Source organism: Exiguobacterium sp. ERU653, assembly GCF_018617775.1.
GTDB lineage: Bacteria > Bacillota > Bacilli > Exiguobacteriales > Exiguobacteriaceae > Exiguobacterium > Exiguobacterium marinum.
This window is the reverse complement of record NZ_JACSKV010000001.1, coordinates 1,012,776-1,029,204: the sequence shown is the minus strand read 5'-3', so window position 1 is coordinate 1,029,204 and position 16,429 is coordinate 1,012,776. Positions and strand designations below refer to the sequence as shown.

The 16,429-nt window shown below is 44.5% G+C and carries 15 protein-coding genes and 2 tRNA genes; 16 read left to right on the top strand and 1 reads right to left on the bottom strand.

All coding sequences use genetic code 11. The annotated features are described in order from the left end of the window. Nucleotides 1-8: 8 nt before the first annotated feature. Nucleotides 9-467, bottom strand: coding sequence for a hypothetical protein (locus tag KNO95_RS05360; protein WP_214701842.1), 459 nt, complete (start codon nt 465-467; stop codon nt 9-11). A 179-nt stretch (nt 468-646) separates the two neighbouring features. Here KNO95_RS05360 and KNO95_RS05355 point away from each other — a divergent pair, with 179 nt between their 5' ends. The 16 genes from KNO95_RS05355 (at nt 647) to KNO95_RS05280 (ending at nt 16,323) form a co-directional block, all read left to right on the top strand. After that, complete coding sequence (locus KNO95_RS05355) at nt 647-2,290, top strand: Na/Pi cotransporter family protein (RefSeq protein WP_214701844.1); 1,644 nt, start codon at nt 647-649, stop codon at nt 2,288-2,290. Between the two features lie 107 nt (nt 2,291-2,397). Continuing rightward, a tRNA-Met gene (locus tag KNO95_RS05350) sits at nt 2,398-2,471 on the top strand. 7 nt (nt 2,472-2,478) lie between these two features. Beyond that, nucleotides 2,479-2,552: transfer RNA gene (locus KNO95_RS05345), tRNA-Ile, on the top strand. A gap of 114 nt (nt 2,553-2,666) precedes the next feature. After that, nucleotides 2,667-4,139 carry an alpha-amylase gene (locus KNO95_RS05340; protein ID WP_026825699.1) on the top strand — a complete coding sequence of 491 codons (1,473 nt, stop codon included), beginning with the start codon at nt 2,667-2,669 and terminating at the stop codon, nt 4,137-4,139. An 84-nt stretch (nt 4,140-4,223) separates the two neighbouring features. Beyond that, nucleotides 4,224-4,832 carry a superoxide dismutase gene (locus tag KNO95_RS05335; RefSeq protein ID WP_026825700.1) on the top strand — a complete coding sequence of 203 codons (609 nt, stop codon included), beginning with the start codon at nt 4,224-4,226 and terminating at the stop codon, nt 4,830-4,832. A 157-nt stretch (nt 4,833-4,989) separates the two neighbouring features. Next, complete coding sequence (locus tag KNO95_RS05330) at nt 4,990-7,053, top strand: peptidoglycan D,D-transpeptidase FtsI family protein (RefSeq protein WP_214701850.1); 2,064 nt, start codon at nt 4,990-4,992, stop codon at nt 7,051-7,053. A gap of 153 nt (nt 7,054-7,206) precedes the next feature. Then, nucleotides 7,207-8,142, top strand: coding sequence for a PstS family phosphate ABC transporter substrate-binding protein (locus KNO95_RS05325; protein ID WP_034770981.1), 936 nt, complete (start codon nt 7,207-7,209; stop codon nt 8,140-8,142). A gap of 84 nt (nt 8,143-8,226) precedes the next feature. Beyond that, on the top strand, nt 8,227-9,171 hold the full coding sequence (gene pstC, locus KNO95_RS05320; RefSeq protein WP_214699012.1) for a phosphate ABC transporter permease subunit PstC: 945 nt from the start codon (nt 8,227-8,229) through the stop codon (nt 9,169-9,171). A 1-nt stretch (nt 9,172) separates the two neighbouring features. Then, complete coding sequence (gene pstA / locus KNO95_RS05315; RefSeq protein WP_214878429.1) at nt 9,173-10,084, top strand: phosphate ABC transporter permease PstA; 912 nt, start codon at nt 9,173-9,175, stop codon at nt 10,082-10,084. A 101-nt stretch (nt 10,085-10,185) separates the two neighbouring features. Next, nucleotides 10,186-10,956, top strand: coding sequence for a phosphate ABC transporter ATP-binding protein PstB (gene pstB, locus KNO95_RS05310; RefSeq protein WP_235181876.1), 771 nt, complete (start codon nt 10,186-10,188; stop codon nt 10,954-10,956). Nucleotides 10,957-10,972: 16 nt separating this feature from the next. After that, complete coding sequence (phoU, locus tag KNO95_RS05305) at nt 10,973-11,635, top strand: phosphate signaling complex protein PhoU (protein ID WP_034770988.1); 663 nt, start codon at nt 10,973-10,975, stop codon at nt 11,633-11,635. 115 nt (nt 11,636-11,750) lie between these two features. Then, nucleotides 11,751-12,500: a DUF4912 domain-containing protein gene (locus tag KNO95_RS05300; protein WP_026825707.1), complete on the top strand. Its 750-nt coding sequence runs from the start codon at nt 11,751-11,753 to the stop codon at nt 12,498-12,500. Between the two features lie 14 nt (nt 12,501-12,514). Beyond that, entirely contained in the window at nt 12,515-14,716 is a 2,202-nt protein-coding gene (locus KNO95_RS05295) for a 1,4-alpha-glucan branching protein domain-containing protein (RefSeq protein WP_214701851.1), read from the top strand. An 84-nt stretch (nt 14,717-14,800) separates the two neighbouring features. Then, on the top strand, nt 14,801-14,965 hold the full coding sequence (rpmG, locus tag KNO95_RS05290; RefSeq protein ID WP_255313299.1) for a 50S ribosomal protein L33: 165 nt from the start codon (nt 14,801-14,803) through the stop codon (nt 14,963-14,965). A gap of 54 nt (nt 14,966-15,019) precedes the next feature. Further along, the gene (locus KNO95_RS05285) at nt 15,020-15,574 is read left to right on the top strand and encodes a 5-formyltetrahydrofolate cyclo-ligase (RefSeq protein ID WP_026825709.1); all 555 of its coding nucleotides are present in this window, start codon (nt 15,020-15,022) and stop codon (nt 15,572-15,574) included. Then, on the top strand, nt 15,553-16,323 hold the full coding sequence (locus KNO95_RS05280) for a DUF92 domain-containing protein (protein WP_026825710.1): 771 nt from the start codon (nt 15,553-15,555) through the stop codon (nt 16,321-16,323). Before KNO95_RS05285 ends, KNO95_RS05280 begins: the two co-directional genes overlap by 22 nt. Nucleotides 16,324-16,429: the final 106 nt, after the last annotated feature.

Below are 16,429 nucleotides of genomic sequence, written 5' to 3'. Positions count from 1 at the left end.
TCGAGCGTTCAAGAGGACGCCCGACGTTGTTTTTTTTGTGGCACTTTCGTCAGAGGATAGATAACATACCCTAATCCAATAATCAAACCAATAACTATGAAATTTGAATTGATATGATACAACGTGACTAACAGAACAGTCGGCACAAGAGTCGTCGACACGGCATATGGCCAAGATTGACGATAGGGTAACATATTTTTTGAATAGATTTTCGTAAACAATTGGACGAATAAAGCAGTGATGGATACCCAAATCAAATAGAAAAAGAAGATTGCGAAGCCGTGTAAAAATAGCCACATCGGAATAAAAAAGTCAGGACGAATTACTAAAAAATCTAACGTAGTGATGACAAGCGTCAGAATAAAAGCTGCGCCCATATAAGCATGTAGTGGCGCAAGACGAAGTCGTAACACTTGTTTTGAAGGGACTAGACTTGAGCGGAGAAACGTGAAAATCGTGGATAACATATAAAAACTCCAATCTGTTATATTACAAAGACTCATAAATAGACAATTTTGGTACAGCGTTTTAATAAAACTTTTACATAAAACGTGTTTACATGAAGTTGCCGATGAAGGCATAATGAGTAGGGCATTAAAAACCAAGCAAATCCAACCAATTCTTAATTAAAAGGAGTACAAAAATCGTGGAATACAATTTGCAAGAAATGTTATTCATGTTTTTTGGAGGTCTAGGGATCTTCCTCTTCGGGATCAAATCGATGGGAGACGGACTCCAAAAGTCTGCAGGGAATCGCCTGCGAGACATCCTTGATAAGTATACAACGAATCCTTTCCTCGGTGTACTCGCCGGGATTATCGTTACAGTATTGATTCAATCTTCTTCAGGTACTACCGTTATTACGGTCGGGCTGGTCAGTGCTGGCTTCATGACGCTTCGTCAAGCAATTGGAGTCATCATGGGTGCAAACATCGGTACAACGGTCACGGCATTCATTATCGGATTCGATGTCGGTGAATATTCGCTTCCGATGATTGCAATCGGTGCAGTCCTGCTCTTCTTTTTTAAGAAAGAACGTTTTCAACACCTTGGACAAGTCATCTTTGGTCTTGGGGCACTTTTCTACGGTCTTGAGTTGATGGGAGACGGGATGCGTCCACTTCGTTCAAGTGAGTATTTCATCGACTTGACACAATCTATGAGTGACAATCCGTTCCTCGGAGTCATCGTCGGTACAGTATTTACTTTCATTGTACAATCATCTTCCGCAACAATTGGTATCTTACAAGAGCTATATGCTGGAGGGTCAATCGACTTAGACGCTGCACTTCCAGTATTGTTCGGTGATAACATCGGAACAACAATCACAGCGATTCTCGCATCAATCGGTGCGTCAGTTGCCGCACGACGTGCAGCAGCAGCGCACGTCATCTTCAACTTGATTGGTACGACAATCTTCATGATTTTGTTAATTCCTTTTACAAATTATATTTATTGGATTACAGACTTCTTAGCAATTGAAGACAAGATGCAAATTGCATTCGCACACGGTACGTTCAACTTTGCCAATACATTCATTCAGTTCTGGTTCATTGGTTCGATTGCTTGGCTTGTGACGAAAATGGTTCCTGGCGAAGATTCAATCGTTGACACGAAAGCGCAACACTTAGATCCAATCTTCATTCAACAGTCACCATCGATTGCCGTAGAACAAGCAAAATATGAAGTCATCCGCATGGGAGATTTCGCAAAACTTGGTCTTGATGAAGCGCGTAACTATTTGACTACAGGCGACAAAAAACACTCTGAAAAGTCAGCTCATATCGAAGAAGCGTTAAATTCGTTAAATGCCAAAATTACTGATTATCTCGTGAAATTGGCCGCAGTTGATTTGACAGAACAAGAATCACAAGAGCACAAGACACTCATGCATGCAATCAACGACATCGAACGCATTGGTGATCATGTTGAAAACATCATTGAGTTAATCGATTATAAGACAGCTACGAAAGTCACACTGTCGGCTGATGCTCAAAAAGAATTGACTGAAATGTATGACCTTACACGTGAAACGTTAGAGAAATCACTTCAAACGTTGGCGAGCAGTGATATGGTCGAGGCACGTAAAGTCATTGAAATGGAAGCGAAGCTTGATATGCTCGAGCGTCAATTCCGTAAGAACCACGTCGTCCGCTTGAACAAAGGGACTTGTGATGGACAAGCAGGTATGTTCTTCGTTGATATGCTCTCAAACCTTGAGCGAATCGGTGACCATGCGATGAATATCACAGAAATCACACTAGAAGATGCAAACGAAGTAACCGTATAAGAACTGGGCACTCCAAATGAATTTTTGGAGTGCTTTTTTCTGTTCGGTAAGGAATTTCCCTTGACACTCTAAAATATATTCAGTATATTATTACTGTATAACAACATGGCGGTGTAGCTCAGCTGGCTAGAGCGTACGGTTCATACCCGTGAGGTCGTGGGTTCGACTCCCTCCGCCGCTATTTATAAGGACCCTTAGCTCAGCTGGTTAGAGCAGACGGCTCATAACCGTCCGGTCGTAGGTTCAAGTCCTACAGGGTCCATTTTCCGACAACTTTCATTTTGTGAAAGTTGTTTTTTTGTTTTCAATCTAAAAATCGTGGGTAAATACTCGTTAGCATTTTGTTTTTTGAAAAATATGAAATGAGGCGAACAAAATGGAACGAAATCACACCATGATGCAGTTTTTTGAATGGCATGTTGAGGCAGACCAAAAACATTGGAAGCGATTAAAAGAGAGAGCAGAAGACTTAAATAAAGCTGGAATCACGGCCCTTTGGTTACCACCTGTTACGAAGGGACAAAGTGGCGAGGACACTGGTTATGGTGTTTATGACTTATACGATTTAGGAGAATTTAATCAAAAAGGGTCAATCGCCACGAAATATGGAACGAAACAAGAACTACTCGAAGCAACAGCGTATTGTCAACAAGAGTTAGGTATGCAAATTTATATGGATGTGGTCATGAACCATAAAGCAGGCGCGGATGCAACCGAGAACTTTGAAGTATTAGAAGTCGATCCGAATGACCGAACAAAAGTATTGTCAGATGAGCCGTTTGAAATTGAAGGTTGGACGAAGTTTGATTATGAAGCCCGAGACGGGAAATATTCGAATTTCAAATGGGACTACACTCATTTTAACGGAACTGATTATGATGCGGCGACTGACCGTTCTGGTATTTACTTCATCGTTGGAGAGAATAAGCGGTGGAATGATAACGTTGATGACGAATTCGGTGTTTATGATTATCTCATGTTCGCAAATATCGATTATCACCACCCAGATGTGCGTGAGGAAGTGTTGAACTGGGGTAAATGGTTCATCGAGGAAACAAAATGTGACGGATTCCGTTTGGACGCAATTAAGCATATCAACTATGATTTTGTGAAAGAGTTCAGCCAAACGATGCGAGAAGAGAAGGGGGATGAATTCTATTTAGTCGGGGAGTTTTGGAAATCAGACCTCGATGCGTGTCGAGCATTCCTTGATAACATCGATTATCACGTCGACTTGTTCGATGTTCCCCTTCATTACAATTTGCATCGCGCATCGCAAGAAGGGGCTTCATTTGATATGCGAACGATTTTTGATGACACACTCGTTCAGTCACACCCCCTTCATGCGGTGACATTCGTGGATAATCACGATTCCCAGCCTGAGGAGGCGCTTGAATCGTGGGTAGAAGAATGGTTTAAACAAATCGCTTATGGTCTCGTCTTGCTTCGTAAAGATGGATATCCTTGTGTCTTCTATGGAGATTACTACGGTATTGACGGACCACACCCGACTGATGGCATGAAACTTGCGATTGACACGCTCCTATATGCTCGTCGTGAAAAAGCTTACGGCGATCAGGACGATTACTTCGATGAGTCGAATGTCATTGGATGGGTTCGCCATGGGGCAGAAGAGATCGAACGTTCAGGATGCGCCGTTCTTATTTCAAATTCCGATGAGGCTGAAAAGAGAATGTTCGTTGGTGAAGAGCGCTCTGGAGAAACATGGGTCGATTTGACGAATACCTTAGAGGACAAAATTGAGATTGATGATGAAGGATTTGGGGTATTTAAAGTGGCGGCGGGGTCTATTTCTGTCTGGGCGTTACCGGAAGAAGATGTCGAGTGAAGCATTAGAATTGAGTAGACCGTCACATATCTGTTACATTTAAGACGAACGTTGTTCAAAACACTTTTAAGGGGGATTTTAGTAATGGCTAAATTTGAATTACCAAAACTTGATTACGCATATGATGCACTCGAACCACACATTGATGCTCGCACGATGGAAATCCACCACACAAAACATCACAACACTTACGTCACAAACGTAAACAATGCACTCGAAGGGAAAGATGTAGAGTACTCTTCACTCGAAGACTTACTCCAAAAAATCGATTCACTTCCTGCTGACATTCAAACTGCTGTCCGTAACAACGGTGGCGGTCATTGGAACCATTCATTCTTCTGGAAGCTCTTGAAGAAAAATGAGAATGGTACGCCGTCTGGAGACCTGGCTTCTGCAATCGACGAGTCGTTCGGTAGCTTTGACGCATTCAAAGACGAGTTCACAAAAGCTGCAACAACTCGCTTCGGTTCAGGCTGGGCATGGCTCGTCGTGAAAAACGGGAAACTTGAAGTGACGTCTACACCTAACCAAGACTCACCGATCATGGAAGGCGTCTCGCCAATTCTTGGCCTTGACGTTTGGGAACACGCTTACTACTTGAACTATCAAAACCGTCGTCCTGACTACATCAATGCATTCTTCCATGTCATCGACTGGGATTACGTTGCGAAATTGTACGCTGACGCTAAATAAGTCGTTCTTACCTGGGACTCTTACATGAGTCCCGGGTTTTTTTGTGCTTTTCATTATTTTGTAAACAAATTATGATATAGTGAAAATCGGATAAAATGACAGGTTATGCTGTTCTATATAATATAGAAGGAATCGATTGTGGAAGGAGTTAACGGACTTGGCTAAAAATCGTGTGAAAGTGCTGAAGAAACGGCGAAACCACTTACCGTTACGCTTGAATTTACTATTTTTTATCGTCTTCATTCTATTTGCGACTCTTATTTTTCGGTTAGGGGTCGTTCAAATCGTGAACGGGGAATTGATTGCTCGAGAAGTACAGAAAACGGAGTCGAGTAAAATCAAGTATGAGGTACCGCGAGGAAAGATTTACGACCGTAACGGTCAAGTGCTTGCGGATACGATTTCGAATTACTCGGTCATGTATCGCCGCTCGCAAGTGACGAAAACGGATGAACGGTTAGATGTTGCAAAAAAATTGGCAGAGATTGTCGATATTCCGAAAGAAGATCGTAAAATGACCGAGCGTGACCGCAAAGACTACTGGATTGCAACGAATCCGGAGTTAGCGCAAGAGCGCACTCAATCCTTGTTGGAGGCGTTATCGGAAGAGGAACGGGCGGCATTGTCTAACCAAGACGTGGATCGCCTTTTGCTTGACTCGATCACAGAAGAAGAGATCACGTTTGATGATGCGACAGAAGAAATCATCGCCATCAAGCACAATATGGAAAGCGGCTATGCATTAGACCCACAGGTCATCAAAATCGGAGCAAGTCCGAAAGAGATGGCGGTCATCGAAGAAAACCTAGAACGATTGCCAGGTGTTAGCGTTGAGCCATATTATCAACGTGACTATCCGTTCGATGAGACGTTCAAGAGCTTTTTAGGAAGTTACCGTCAAATACCGGCTGAGCAACGTGCTTCCTACCAAGCAAAAGGTTATGGGTTGAATGATCGGGTCGGAACATCTTATTTGGAACAACAATATGAAGACGTCCTTCGTGGAACGCCAGCATACGATGTGTTCACGACTTACAAAGGGGAACCAGTCGGGGAACCGACACGAGTCAGCGGAAACCCAGGCAAAGATATCGTGTTATCAACGGACATCGAATTCCAAAAAGAAATCGACGAGATTTTGAAGAAGGCTATTCGAGCAGGACGTTCTGGAAGTCCTCACTTTGATCGGGCTTTTGCTGTTGTCATGAATCCTCAAACGGGGGAGCTTCTTGCATTGTCAGGACAGGAACTTGATTTAGAGACGAACGAATTTAAGGACGTTTCGACCGGAACGGTGCTGCGTGCCAGCCAAATTGGGTCAACTATTAAAGGGGCGACAGTCGCCTATGGATTTGAAGAAGGTGTCGTCAAACCAGGTGAATATATTTATGATGCTCCGATTCGAATCGGGTCGTCCGTCAAAGCCTCATATCGGAACATGGGGAACATCAACGACTTAGATGCACTCGCAATGTCATCGAACATCTATATGTTCCAAATAGCATTACGTTTGGCTGACTATTACTCGACAGGTCAAATCGTCGGAGAAAATGTCACACAAGCATTTGAAACGATGGAACATTATTATAAACAGTTTGGCCTCGGAGTCGAGACTGGAATTGACTTACCGTTTGAATCTACCGGATTCCGTAGCATCCCGGACCGTGTCACACTTCTTATGGATATGTCGATCGGGCAGTATATTTCCTACACGCCGATTCAATTGGCACAGTATACGTCCGCTCTAGCAAATGGTGGTTATCGTGTACAACCGCACTTGCTTAAAGAAATCATTGAGCCTGGTTCGCTTGATGAAAATAACAAGCAAGTCGTCAGCACGTTCCAACCAAATGCGTTAAATAAAGTCGATATTCAAGATGAGTACATTCAGCGAGTTCGCGAAGGATTTCGTCAAGGTGTTGAATCTTCATCAGGTTCATCTCGTATCTTGCAGCAGACAGGGATGACGGCTGCAGGTAAAACAGGTACAGCCCAGGCCATCGCTGAAGGTGAAGACGGTCAGGCGAAACGAAACGCCAGCGGGGAGCCGATTAAGACGCTGAACTCCAACCATGTTGGTTGGGCACCGTTTGATGACCCAGAAATTGCTTGGGCCATCATCATGCCTGGACTTGAGGCAGAGGGAATCAACACGCGTGTCGCTCATGACATCATGAAAGCTTACTTTGATTTAGAAGATGTGAATGCAATGCTTCAATGAAAGGGGTCACTTCGGTGACTTCTTTTTTTGTCTTTACAATTCTTTTACGTTCCGTTTATTTCTCGTTAATAGAAGTTCATTAGGATATTAATTGTAGGACATAACAACAGATCCACAACAAAAATCAAAGCAAACTCAAGGAGGACGTCACAAATGTCTTGGATGAAAAAATCAGCTGTACTCGCTTCAATCACTTCGGTCGCACTCGTAGGTGCTGCCTGTGGGAATAATGAAGAAGGTGGAGCTGCTGAAGGCGATGCGCTCTCAGGAAAAGTCGTCATGGACGGATCGTCAACTGTATTCCCAATCATGGAAGCAGTCGCAGAAGAATATTCAGCCGAACAACCGGAAGTTGAAGTGACGGTCGGTGTCTCTGGTACAGGTGGGGGCTTCAAACGTTTCGTGACGGGAGAGACAGACTTCTCAAACGCATCACGTGAAATCAAAGATGAAGAAGCAGCTGAAGCTGAGAAAAATGGTGTGGAATTCACACAACTTTCAGTCGCGCTTGATGGTCTATCACTCGTTGTAAACCCGGCAAACGACTGGGCACAAGATATCACGATTGAAGAATTGAAAAAAATGTGGACAGACACAAGCGTGAAAACGTGGAAAGATGTTCGCTCTGACTGGCCAGATGAAGAGATTTCATTCTTCGCACCAGGTAAGGATTCAGGTACGTATGATTTCTTCGACGAAAAAGTTCTTGATGAAGTCGATATTCGCCAAGACGCACAATTGTCGGAAGATGACAACGTACTCGTAACGGGTGTCGCAGGGACGGAAGGTGCAATCGGATTCTTCGGATTCGCTTACTACCTTGAAAACCAAGATACACTCCGTGCATTGAAAGTTGAAGGTGTAGAACCGACACACGATACAATCAACGATTTGTCATACCCGCTCTCACGTGAAATCTTCACGTACGTCAACAACGCATCATTGAAAGATAAAGAGCAAGTGGCTGATTTCGCACGCTTCATGAACGAAAACGCTGCTGATCTATCTGAAGAAGTTGGTTACGTGAAAATGGAGCAAGAACGTTACGATGAAAACATGAAAATGATTGATGAGATTGCTGGTGAATGATATTGACAGATGGCAGAAGGTGAGAGCTACTCTCGCCTTCTCGCCATGCTTTCTAGTATGAAGAGGTAGGGAGCGATACACGAGATGAACGAACAAAACAAAGAGCTCTCGATTCGAGAGATGATACAACAAAATAAACAAAAGAAATTCAGTACGACGAACGTGTTTGATAAAATCATGCCGTTCTTATTATTCTTGAGCGCATTCGTATCAGTCGTCACGACAATCGGTATAGCGTTCACGCTTGGTTTTGAACTGTTCAAGTTCTTTGAACGAGTGCCTGTCGCTGAATTTTTAGGGACGACAGAGTGGTACCCGCTTAGTGCAGATCAGCGCTTCGGGGTATGGGCACTTGTGATGGGGACACTCCAAATTACTGTAATTGCGATGCTTGTTGCGGTCCCGCTCGGATTGGCGTCAGCGATTTATTTAAGTGAGTACGCCTCAGAGCGAGCACGCCGGGTGTTAAAGCCGATTTTAGAAGTGTTGGCCGGTGTACCGACCATCGTCTTCGGCTTCTTCGCCTTATCATTCATCACACCAATTTTGCAATCACTTATTCCAGGACTTCAAATTTACAACGCTCTAAGCCCGGGGATTGTAGTCGGAATCATGATTATTCCGATGATTGCTTCCATCTCTGAAGATGCGATGAGTGCTGTTCCGAAGAAAATTCGAGATGGTGCGCTCGGTTTAGGTGCGACACGTCTTGAAGTGGCGACGAAAGTCGTCATGCCTGCAGCGACGTCAGGAATCATTGCCTCGATCGTTCTTGGAATGAGTCGTGCGATTGGTGAGACGATGATTGTGACCATTGCTGGTGGTTCGCAGCCAAACTTTGAGTTCAATCCGCTCAATGCGATTCAAACGATGACAGCTTACATCGTTCAAATCGCTAAAGGTGATGCAGGGTACGGCACAATTGAATATTACAGTATCTATGCGGTCGGTGCGTTGTTGTTCGTCTTCACTCTCTTGATGAACTTGCTCGCAAACTGGGTGACGCGCCGCTTCAGAGAGGAGTATTAAGATGGCTTTACCGAATAGTGAGTTCAAGAATAAAAAAAACCTGATGAATCGTGAAACGGTGTCTGAGCGAATCAAGCGTCGTTTACAACTGAATGAAATATTTAAGTATATCTTTTTGGCAGGGCTCGTCTTTGCGTTAGTCGTTCTGTCGACTTTGATTTATGACATCGTTTCGAAAGGGGCGGGGTGGGTCGACCTCGACTTCTTACGTAACTTCCCGTCACGTCGTCCCGAACAGGCTGGGCTATACCCCGCATTGATTGGCTCATTATGGTTGATGCTTCTCATCGTACCGATGGTGTTCGTTATCGGTGTCGGTGCAGCCATCTACCTCGAAGAGTACGCACCAAAAAATCGTATGACTTCATTTATTGAAGTCAACATCTCGAATCTGGCTGGTGTACCTTCGATCGTCTTCGGATTGCTCGGTTTGACGATTTTCGTCCGCGTCATGGAATTGGGTAACTCTGTTATCGCTGGTGCCCTTACCCTAGGTCTCATGAGTTTGCCAATCGTCATCGTGGCATCACAGGAAGCGCTTCGATCAGTCAAAATGGAGTTACGCCACGCTTCTTTAGCACTTGGAGCATCAAAATGGCAGACGACGTTCAATGTCGTCTTACCATCGGCGCTACCAGGAATCATTACAGGGATTATCCTAGCTGTATCTCGTGCGATTGGTGAGACGGCACCATTGATCATGGTCGGTGCTGCCACGTTTATTTCAACAACACCTAGTGGCATTTTCTCTGACTTCACAGCGTTACCGATTCAGATTTATAACTGGACGAGCCGACCGCAAGCGGAATTCCAAAACTTGGCCGCAGCTGGAATCATCGTACTGATGACAATGCTCATTGCGATGAACTCGGTTGCAATTTATATCCGAAACAAATATACGAATCGACATTGAGTCGTTTTTGCAGATGAATGAGGAGGAAGCTCGAGATGATGAAACAACAAGAGCTCAATAAAGGAGATCAAAACGTGAACACAACTACGACAGAACCGACAATGACTGAGATGAAAAAAGATAGCGCTTATGTCGTCAACAATTTGAACTTGTGGTACGGAGAAGACCAAGCATTGATTGACGTCAACCTCGACATTAAACAGAATGAAGTTACGGCAATCATCGGACCGTCTGGATGTGGGAAATCGACATTCATTAAAACGTTGAACCGTATGGTCGAGCTCGTCCCGTCGGTTCGAACAAATGGTGAGATTCTGTATCACGGGAAAAACATTTTTGACCGCGGCTACAGAGTGGAAGATTTGCGTACATCTGTCGGGATGGTGTTTCAACAACCGAACCCGTTCCCAAAATCCGTTTATGACAACGTGGCATATGGTCCCCGTACGCACGGAATTAAAAATAAGAAAGTGCTAGATGAAATTGTCGAACGTTCGCTTCGCGGTGCTGCCATTTGGGATGAAGTAAAAGACCGTTTGAACGAGAATGCGTACGGTCTTTCTGGTGGACAACAGCAACGTCTCTGTATTGCTCGTACGTTGGCGATTGAGCCTGACGTTATTTTGATGGACGAGCCAACGTCAGCCCTTGATCCGATCTCTACGTTAAAAGTAGAAGAGTTAGTTCAGGAGTTAAAAGAGCAATATTCCATCATTATCGTGACGCATAACATGCAACAAGCTGCCCGTGTTTCAGATAAAACGGCATTCTTCTTGAATGGAGAAGTTGTCGAGTTCGATATAACAGATAAGATTTTCTCGAATCCATCTGACAAACGGACGGAAGACTATATTTCTGGCCGTTTCGGTTAAGGAGGAGACTAGATTGATGGCACAAAATCGTACATTTTTTGATATAAAGTTAACAGAGTTAGAAGATAAAGTAGTTCATTTGGCGAACTTGACGATGCGCCAAACGGCAACGGCAATCGAAGTGTTAGAAAAACATGATCTTGAATTGGCAAAAACCGTAATCGACAATGATAACGAGCTAGACGATTTAGAGTTAGCAATCAACGACGAAGCGATTCTATTGATTGCAAAGCAACAACCAGTTGCAACTGACTTACGCCGTCTAATTGTAACGATGAAGTCAGCCACTGATTTGGAGCGAATTGCGGATTATGCGACGAATATTGCTAAAGCAGTGACACGAATCGAGCATGTTCCGTATGTTCATGACATCCAACCGCTTAAGCAGATGGCTGAACAGTTGATCGACATGCTTGAACTTGCGACTCGTGCATATCGGAAGGGTGAAGTGAGTCGTGTTCGTGAACTCAATGAAATGGACCGTGTGATTGACGAAATCAATTTGACGGTGATCAAACAATACATCGGTTCTCTTCCGGCTATGACGGTCGGTACGAATGATGTGTATGAATTCTCGAACATCGCTCGATACCTCGAACGCATGGGCGATCATGTGACAAACTTCGGAGAGCATTTGATTTTCCTTGAAAAAGGGAAACATTATGATTTGAACCAATAAGATTAGTGGTAAAGAACAACAAGACTGTTGTTCTTTATTTTTTTGGGCAGGAAAAGCAATCCAAAAAGCGAATAATAGTCTACATGGATTTTTACATGAAGGGAGCCTAACAGAGATGGAAGAGAAAATCGTATCCTTGAAACAACAAGGTTTTACGTTAAAACAGATTGCGGCAGAACTAGACGTCCCCATTGGCAAAGTCCAATACGCATGGCGAAAATGGAGAAATCAGCACCAAGAATCGGAGGACGTTATCCCTGTGAAACAAAAAAGCGACAAGAAAAAAGAAAAGACGTCCGTAACGGCATCACACAAACAAGTAGCATCAGCGAAAGAATCGGTTGATGTGAAGGCTTCACCACTCCTTGAGAAAGGTCCTGAAGGATACTGGCAGTTACCAGACCGATATAATGTAGACTTTTTACATGCGGTCGTCCAGTCTCCGAACTCAGTATATGTGTGCTGGGAAGTATCTGATTTGGTGAAAAAAACGTTAGAGCTTCAGTTCATGAGACGATGGGAAGAATTGCCGAAAGCGTTCCGTATATTAGATGTGACGTTGCTTGATTACGCTAGCGGGCACACGAACCGGTCCTACACGTTTGACCTCCCTGAGATGACGAATAGTTGGTTCGTTCGTCCTCTCGATCCAAATACGACATATGTGTTCGAATTTGGAATCCGCACGATGGAAGGGGAGTTTTTACCGATTGCGGCATCGACACCGCTTGATACGCCACGGGCAGAACCAGCCGGTGTTGGACGATTCGCAGAACCAGTAAGGCGTTGGCAATACGGAGAAGTTGATTCTCCAGAGTTATTGGATACATTACCAAAATATGCGGCATACCGTTTCGTACGTTAAGGAGGACTCTATACATGAAACCAGGATACTTTTCACTCGTCCTTCATGCTCATTTACCGTACGTTAGGCATGAAGAAAAACACCGTTTAGAGGAAAGATGGGTGTACGAGGCCATATCAGAGACTTATATCCCAATCCTTTGGCAAGTCGATCGATTGAAGCGTCCGTTACATTGGACAGTTAGTATTTCACCGCCTGTGGTAGAAATGCTTGCTGACCCACTCATTCAAGACCGCTACGCCGAGCATTTGGATGAAATGCTTGATTTGATTGCTTTAGAGCTCTCAGAAGGAAGAACGGATGCAGAGACGGCAACGCTTCAGTTTTATAGACAACGTTATCAAGACTTGAAAAACACGTTCCTTCATTGGAATAAAAACTTGAATGAGGCGTTCCGTACATATCGTGAGGCGGGCTATATTGATATGGTCACGTGTACAGCGACTCATGGATTCAACCCGCATCTGTTTACGGAGCAGGCTGCCCGAGCAGAAATCCGGACTGGCCTTAATTGTTTCGAACGTCATTATGGGTTCCGCCCTACAGGTATTTGGTTGCCGGAGTGTGCCTATACACCAGGAGTAGACCGGATTCTATATGAAGAAGGGGTGCGGTACACGTTCGTCGATGAGCATGCCTTATTAGAGGCTGATCCGACTCCTGACAAAGGGATTGGCGCGCCTGTTTATTCTCCGCATGGGGTCGCATTGTTCCCACGAGATCAAATCATCTCGGGCAAAATTTGGAGTTCGATGATTGGATACCCGGGTCATCCGGACTATCGTGAATTTTATCGTGATTTGGCCTATGATCGAGATTGGGACTATATTCAATCATTCATGCACCCTGAAGGTATTCGGTTTGATACGGGATTAAAAATGCATCGAATCACGGGCGACACGGATCAAAAAGATTTTTATGTCCGCGACTGGGCGGAACATCAAATTGAGAATCATGCGATGGATTTTGCGAAAACACTCGAATCACATCTTGAAGCCCATGGTGCTCAAACGTTCCCACCATTTTTAGTGACAGCACCGTTCGATGCGGAGTTGTTCGGTCATTGGTGGTTCGAAGGACCGGAATTTCTAGGGAAAGTGGCAGAGCGCCTTGTGGAATTTGGGATTGAGACCATCACACCGGCGATGTTCCTCGAACGTCACTTCAAAGATTTACAGACGGTTCACGTCTCGATGAATACGTGGGGGCGCAAAGGATACGGTGAAGTGTGGATCAATGAACGAAATGAATGGATGCTTCGCCACCTTCATATGATGGAGATGCAACTCGTAAAAGATGTGGCTGATTATCGCGGAAAATCTGATTTAACAAATCGTGCATTGAAACAATTGATTCGCCATTATGTGTTGGCTGTGTCGAGTGACTGGGCATTTATTTTAGATGGACAAACGACGGCACAGTACGCTGCTGAACGCTTCCGAGAACATACACGACTGTTTGCCGAACTTGAAACGGCGCTCTATCAGGATGAGCTCTCGGATCAATTGCTAAATGAACACTTCGCGGCCTACCCGTTCCTTCAAGACGGTGATATCGACATCGACTCATTCTTGTCACCCCATGATTATTACGTGACGACAGAGCGTGAACAAGAGAAGCCGGCAATCCTGCTGCTTACTCCCGAATATCACGGTCATATCGTCGGAGGACTTGGAAAGCGGGTCGTTGATGAGGTCGAAGCGAGAGCGAACGAAGGTGAAATCGTCTACGTGTTGACACCATACCACGATGAGTTACCAGCGTATGAGCGGCATGGGAACATACATGTGTATCGAGTGAGCCCGACTAGTACATTTTTAGAACATGTCATGAATCAGGTGGCCACGCAAAATATTGCGTATGTCAAACTAGTTCATGAATTGGCGAAACGGATCTCTTTCAAAGTGGTTCATCACTTTGATTGGATGACGATTCCTGCGGCAAGAGAACTTGCGCAATCCCTTTCGCTTCCGTTATACTCAACTATGTTGTCCTTCGAAGCGACACGCAATCCACACGGGCATGGTGGTTTATTCGATGCGATTCATCGCATTGAGAACAGTGTGTTCCCTGAAGCGGAGTGCGTTTATGTCGGTGAAGAGATTTCAATCCATGACTTGAAGCAATGGTACAAGGTGAGTGAGAATGTCAATACTTGCCTGCCTCTTGAATCTTCTCCGTATGGACAGAAACCAATGAAAAAGAACGTGAAATAACCTTGCTTTTTCAAAAGAAACTTGGTAGGATAATTGAGTATGCTTAGACTGTAAAGCAAAAGCACTTGATACAACATCATTGAGATGGGAGTGAAAGAAATGCGCGTTAAAATTACATTAGCTTGCACAGAAACAGGCGATCGCACGTACATCACGAAGAAAAACAAACGTAACAACCCTGAGCGCCTCGAGTTGCGCAAATACAACCCACGTCTCCGTCGTCACACGCTTTACCGCGAAGTGAAATAATGAGAGACCGGCCGTCACATATGTGGCGGCTTTTTTTATAAGGAGGGACGAGTTGTGGAAGAAAAAGCAACATTAAGACGCATCGTGCATCAATCCATCAAGCAAATGACGAATCGGCAACTCGTCGATCGAGCGATACACCAACGACTGTTTTCATCCTATATATGGAAAGAAAGTCAGACAATCGCAGTGACATCTTCACTTCCGCTTGAAATTGATACTTCTCCAATCATTCACGAGGCATTTGAAGCAGGAAAAACGGTTTGTGTCCCGAAAGTAACGAGGCAAGGACTTACATTTCACATCATTCATTCGGTCGATGATCTCGAGGCGGGAGTCATGAATATTTTAGAGCCGACGACTCTACCGACGACGAGGCCAATCGACCTCTGTGTTGTGCCAGGAAGGGTATTTGATCGGGCGGGATATCGAATTGGCTGGGGTGGAGGATATTATGACCGTTTTCTAAAAACATATAAAGGAACAACAATTGCTTTGGCTTACACGAATCAGCTTGTAAGTCATGTGCCGACTGAACCACATGATCTGCCTGTTGAATGGATCGTGACAGAAAAGGAGATGATCCAATGTTCGCCATATTTGTTGTAACTTGTATCGTCGCCTATCTCGGTTATCGGTTGCAGTCATTAACGTTTTTAGGAGCCATCTTGACAGTGCTGACAGGGACGTTGATTGGACTATCGTTTGGGTGGTTTGGGCTATATTTGCTAGGTGTGTTTTTCTCGACCTCCTCGCTCGCCTCGAAATATCGTTCACGCGATAAAGAAGGAGTGGATGATATCGTCGAAAAAACAGGCGCTCGCGACGCCATACAGGTATTGGCCAACGGTGGAGTCGGTATTCTTTGTGCACTCGGGTATCTGCTCACAGAAAATTTTGTCTACGTTTATATGTACATTGTGTCTATTGCCGCGGCGACAAGCGATACGTGGGGGTCGGAGTTTGGTGTGCTCTCAAAAAATAAGCCGCGATTCATGTTCACGTTTAAGCGAGTCGAACCGGGGACAAGCGGTGCAGTTTCCACATTCGGCACATTCATGTCGATTATAGGGGCTTTCGTAATCGTGATCTCTTCTATCTTATTTGTCCAAATGGATGTGGCACTGCTCCTTATGTTATGGGGGATCGGGCTAAGCGGTAGCGTCATCGACACGTTACTTGGAGCGACTCTGCAACGCAAGTTTCGTTGTACTGTCTGTGGCAAATTGACTGAAAAAAAAGTTCATCACCAGGTCTCGACGACATACGTGTCTGGATGGCGCCTGCTCGGTAACGATGCGGTCAATTTCATCTCTATATTCGGAGCGACTTTGATTTGTTTTTTTGTGCTCGGATGAGGGTAGTACAGGAAATGAAGATGTTCCATTTGAATGTGAATATTGTCACAATATCGCCAAAGTGAAAACGGTTTCTATTGTAGTTAGGGTTTGTGAATGATGTTAC

Coding starts and splice junctions, on each gene's coding strand:
- pstC (WP_214699012.1), top strand. CDS start 8,227: ATGAACGAACAAAACAAAGAGCTCTCGATTCGAGAGATGATACAACAA.
- KNO95_RS05295 (WP_214701851.1), top strand. CDS start 12,515: ATGAAACCAGGATACTTTTCACTCGTCCTTCATGCTCATTTACCGTAC.
- KNO95_RS05325 (WP_034770981.1), top strand. CDS start 7,207: ATGTCTTGGATGAAAAAATCAGCTGTACTCGCTTCAATCACTTCGGTC.
- KNO95_RS05280 (WP_026825710.1), top strand. CDS start 15,553: ATGTTCGCCATATTTGTTGTAACTTGTATCGTCGCCTATCTCGGTTAT.
- phoU (WP_034770988.1), top strand. CDS start 10,973: ATGGCACAAAATCGTACATTTTTTGATATAAAGTTAACAGAGTTAGAA.
- KNO95_RS05335 (WP_026825700.1), top strand. CDS start 4,224: ATGGCTAAATTTGAATTACCAAAACTTGATTACGCATATGATGCACTC.
- KNO95_RS05360 (WP_214701842.1), bottom strand. CDS start 467: ATGTTATCCACGATTTTCACGTTTCTCCGCTCAAGTCTAGTCCCTTCA.
- rpmG (WP_255313299.1), top strand. CDS start 14,801: ATGGGAGTGAAAGAAATGCGCGTTAAAATTACATTAGCTTGCACAGAA.
- pstB (WP_235181876.1), top strand. CDS start 10,186: ATGACTGAGATGAAAAAAGATAGCGCTTATGTCGTCAACAATTTGAAC.
- pstA (WP_214878429.1), top strand. CDS start 9,173: ATGGCTTTACCGAATAGTGAGTTCAAGAATAAAAAAAACCTGATGAAT.
- KNO95_RS05300 (WP_026825707.1), top strand. CDS start 11,751: ATGGAAGAGAAAATCGTATCCTTGAAACAACAAGGTTTTACGTTAAAA.
- KNO95_RS05340 (WP_026825699.1), top strand. CDS start 2,667: ATGGAACGAAATCACACCATGATGCAGTTTTTTGAATGGCATGTTGAG.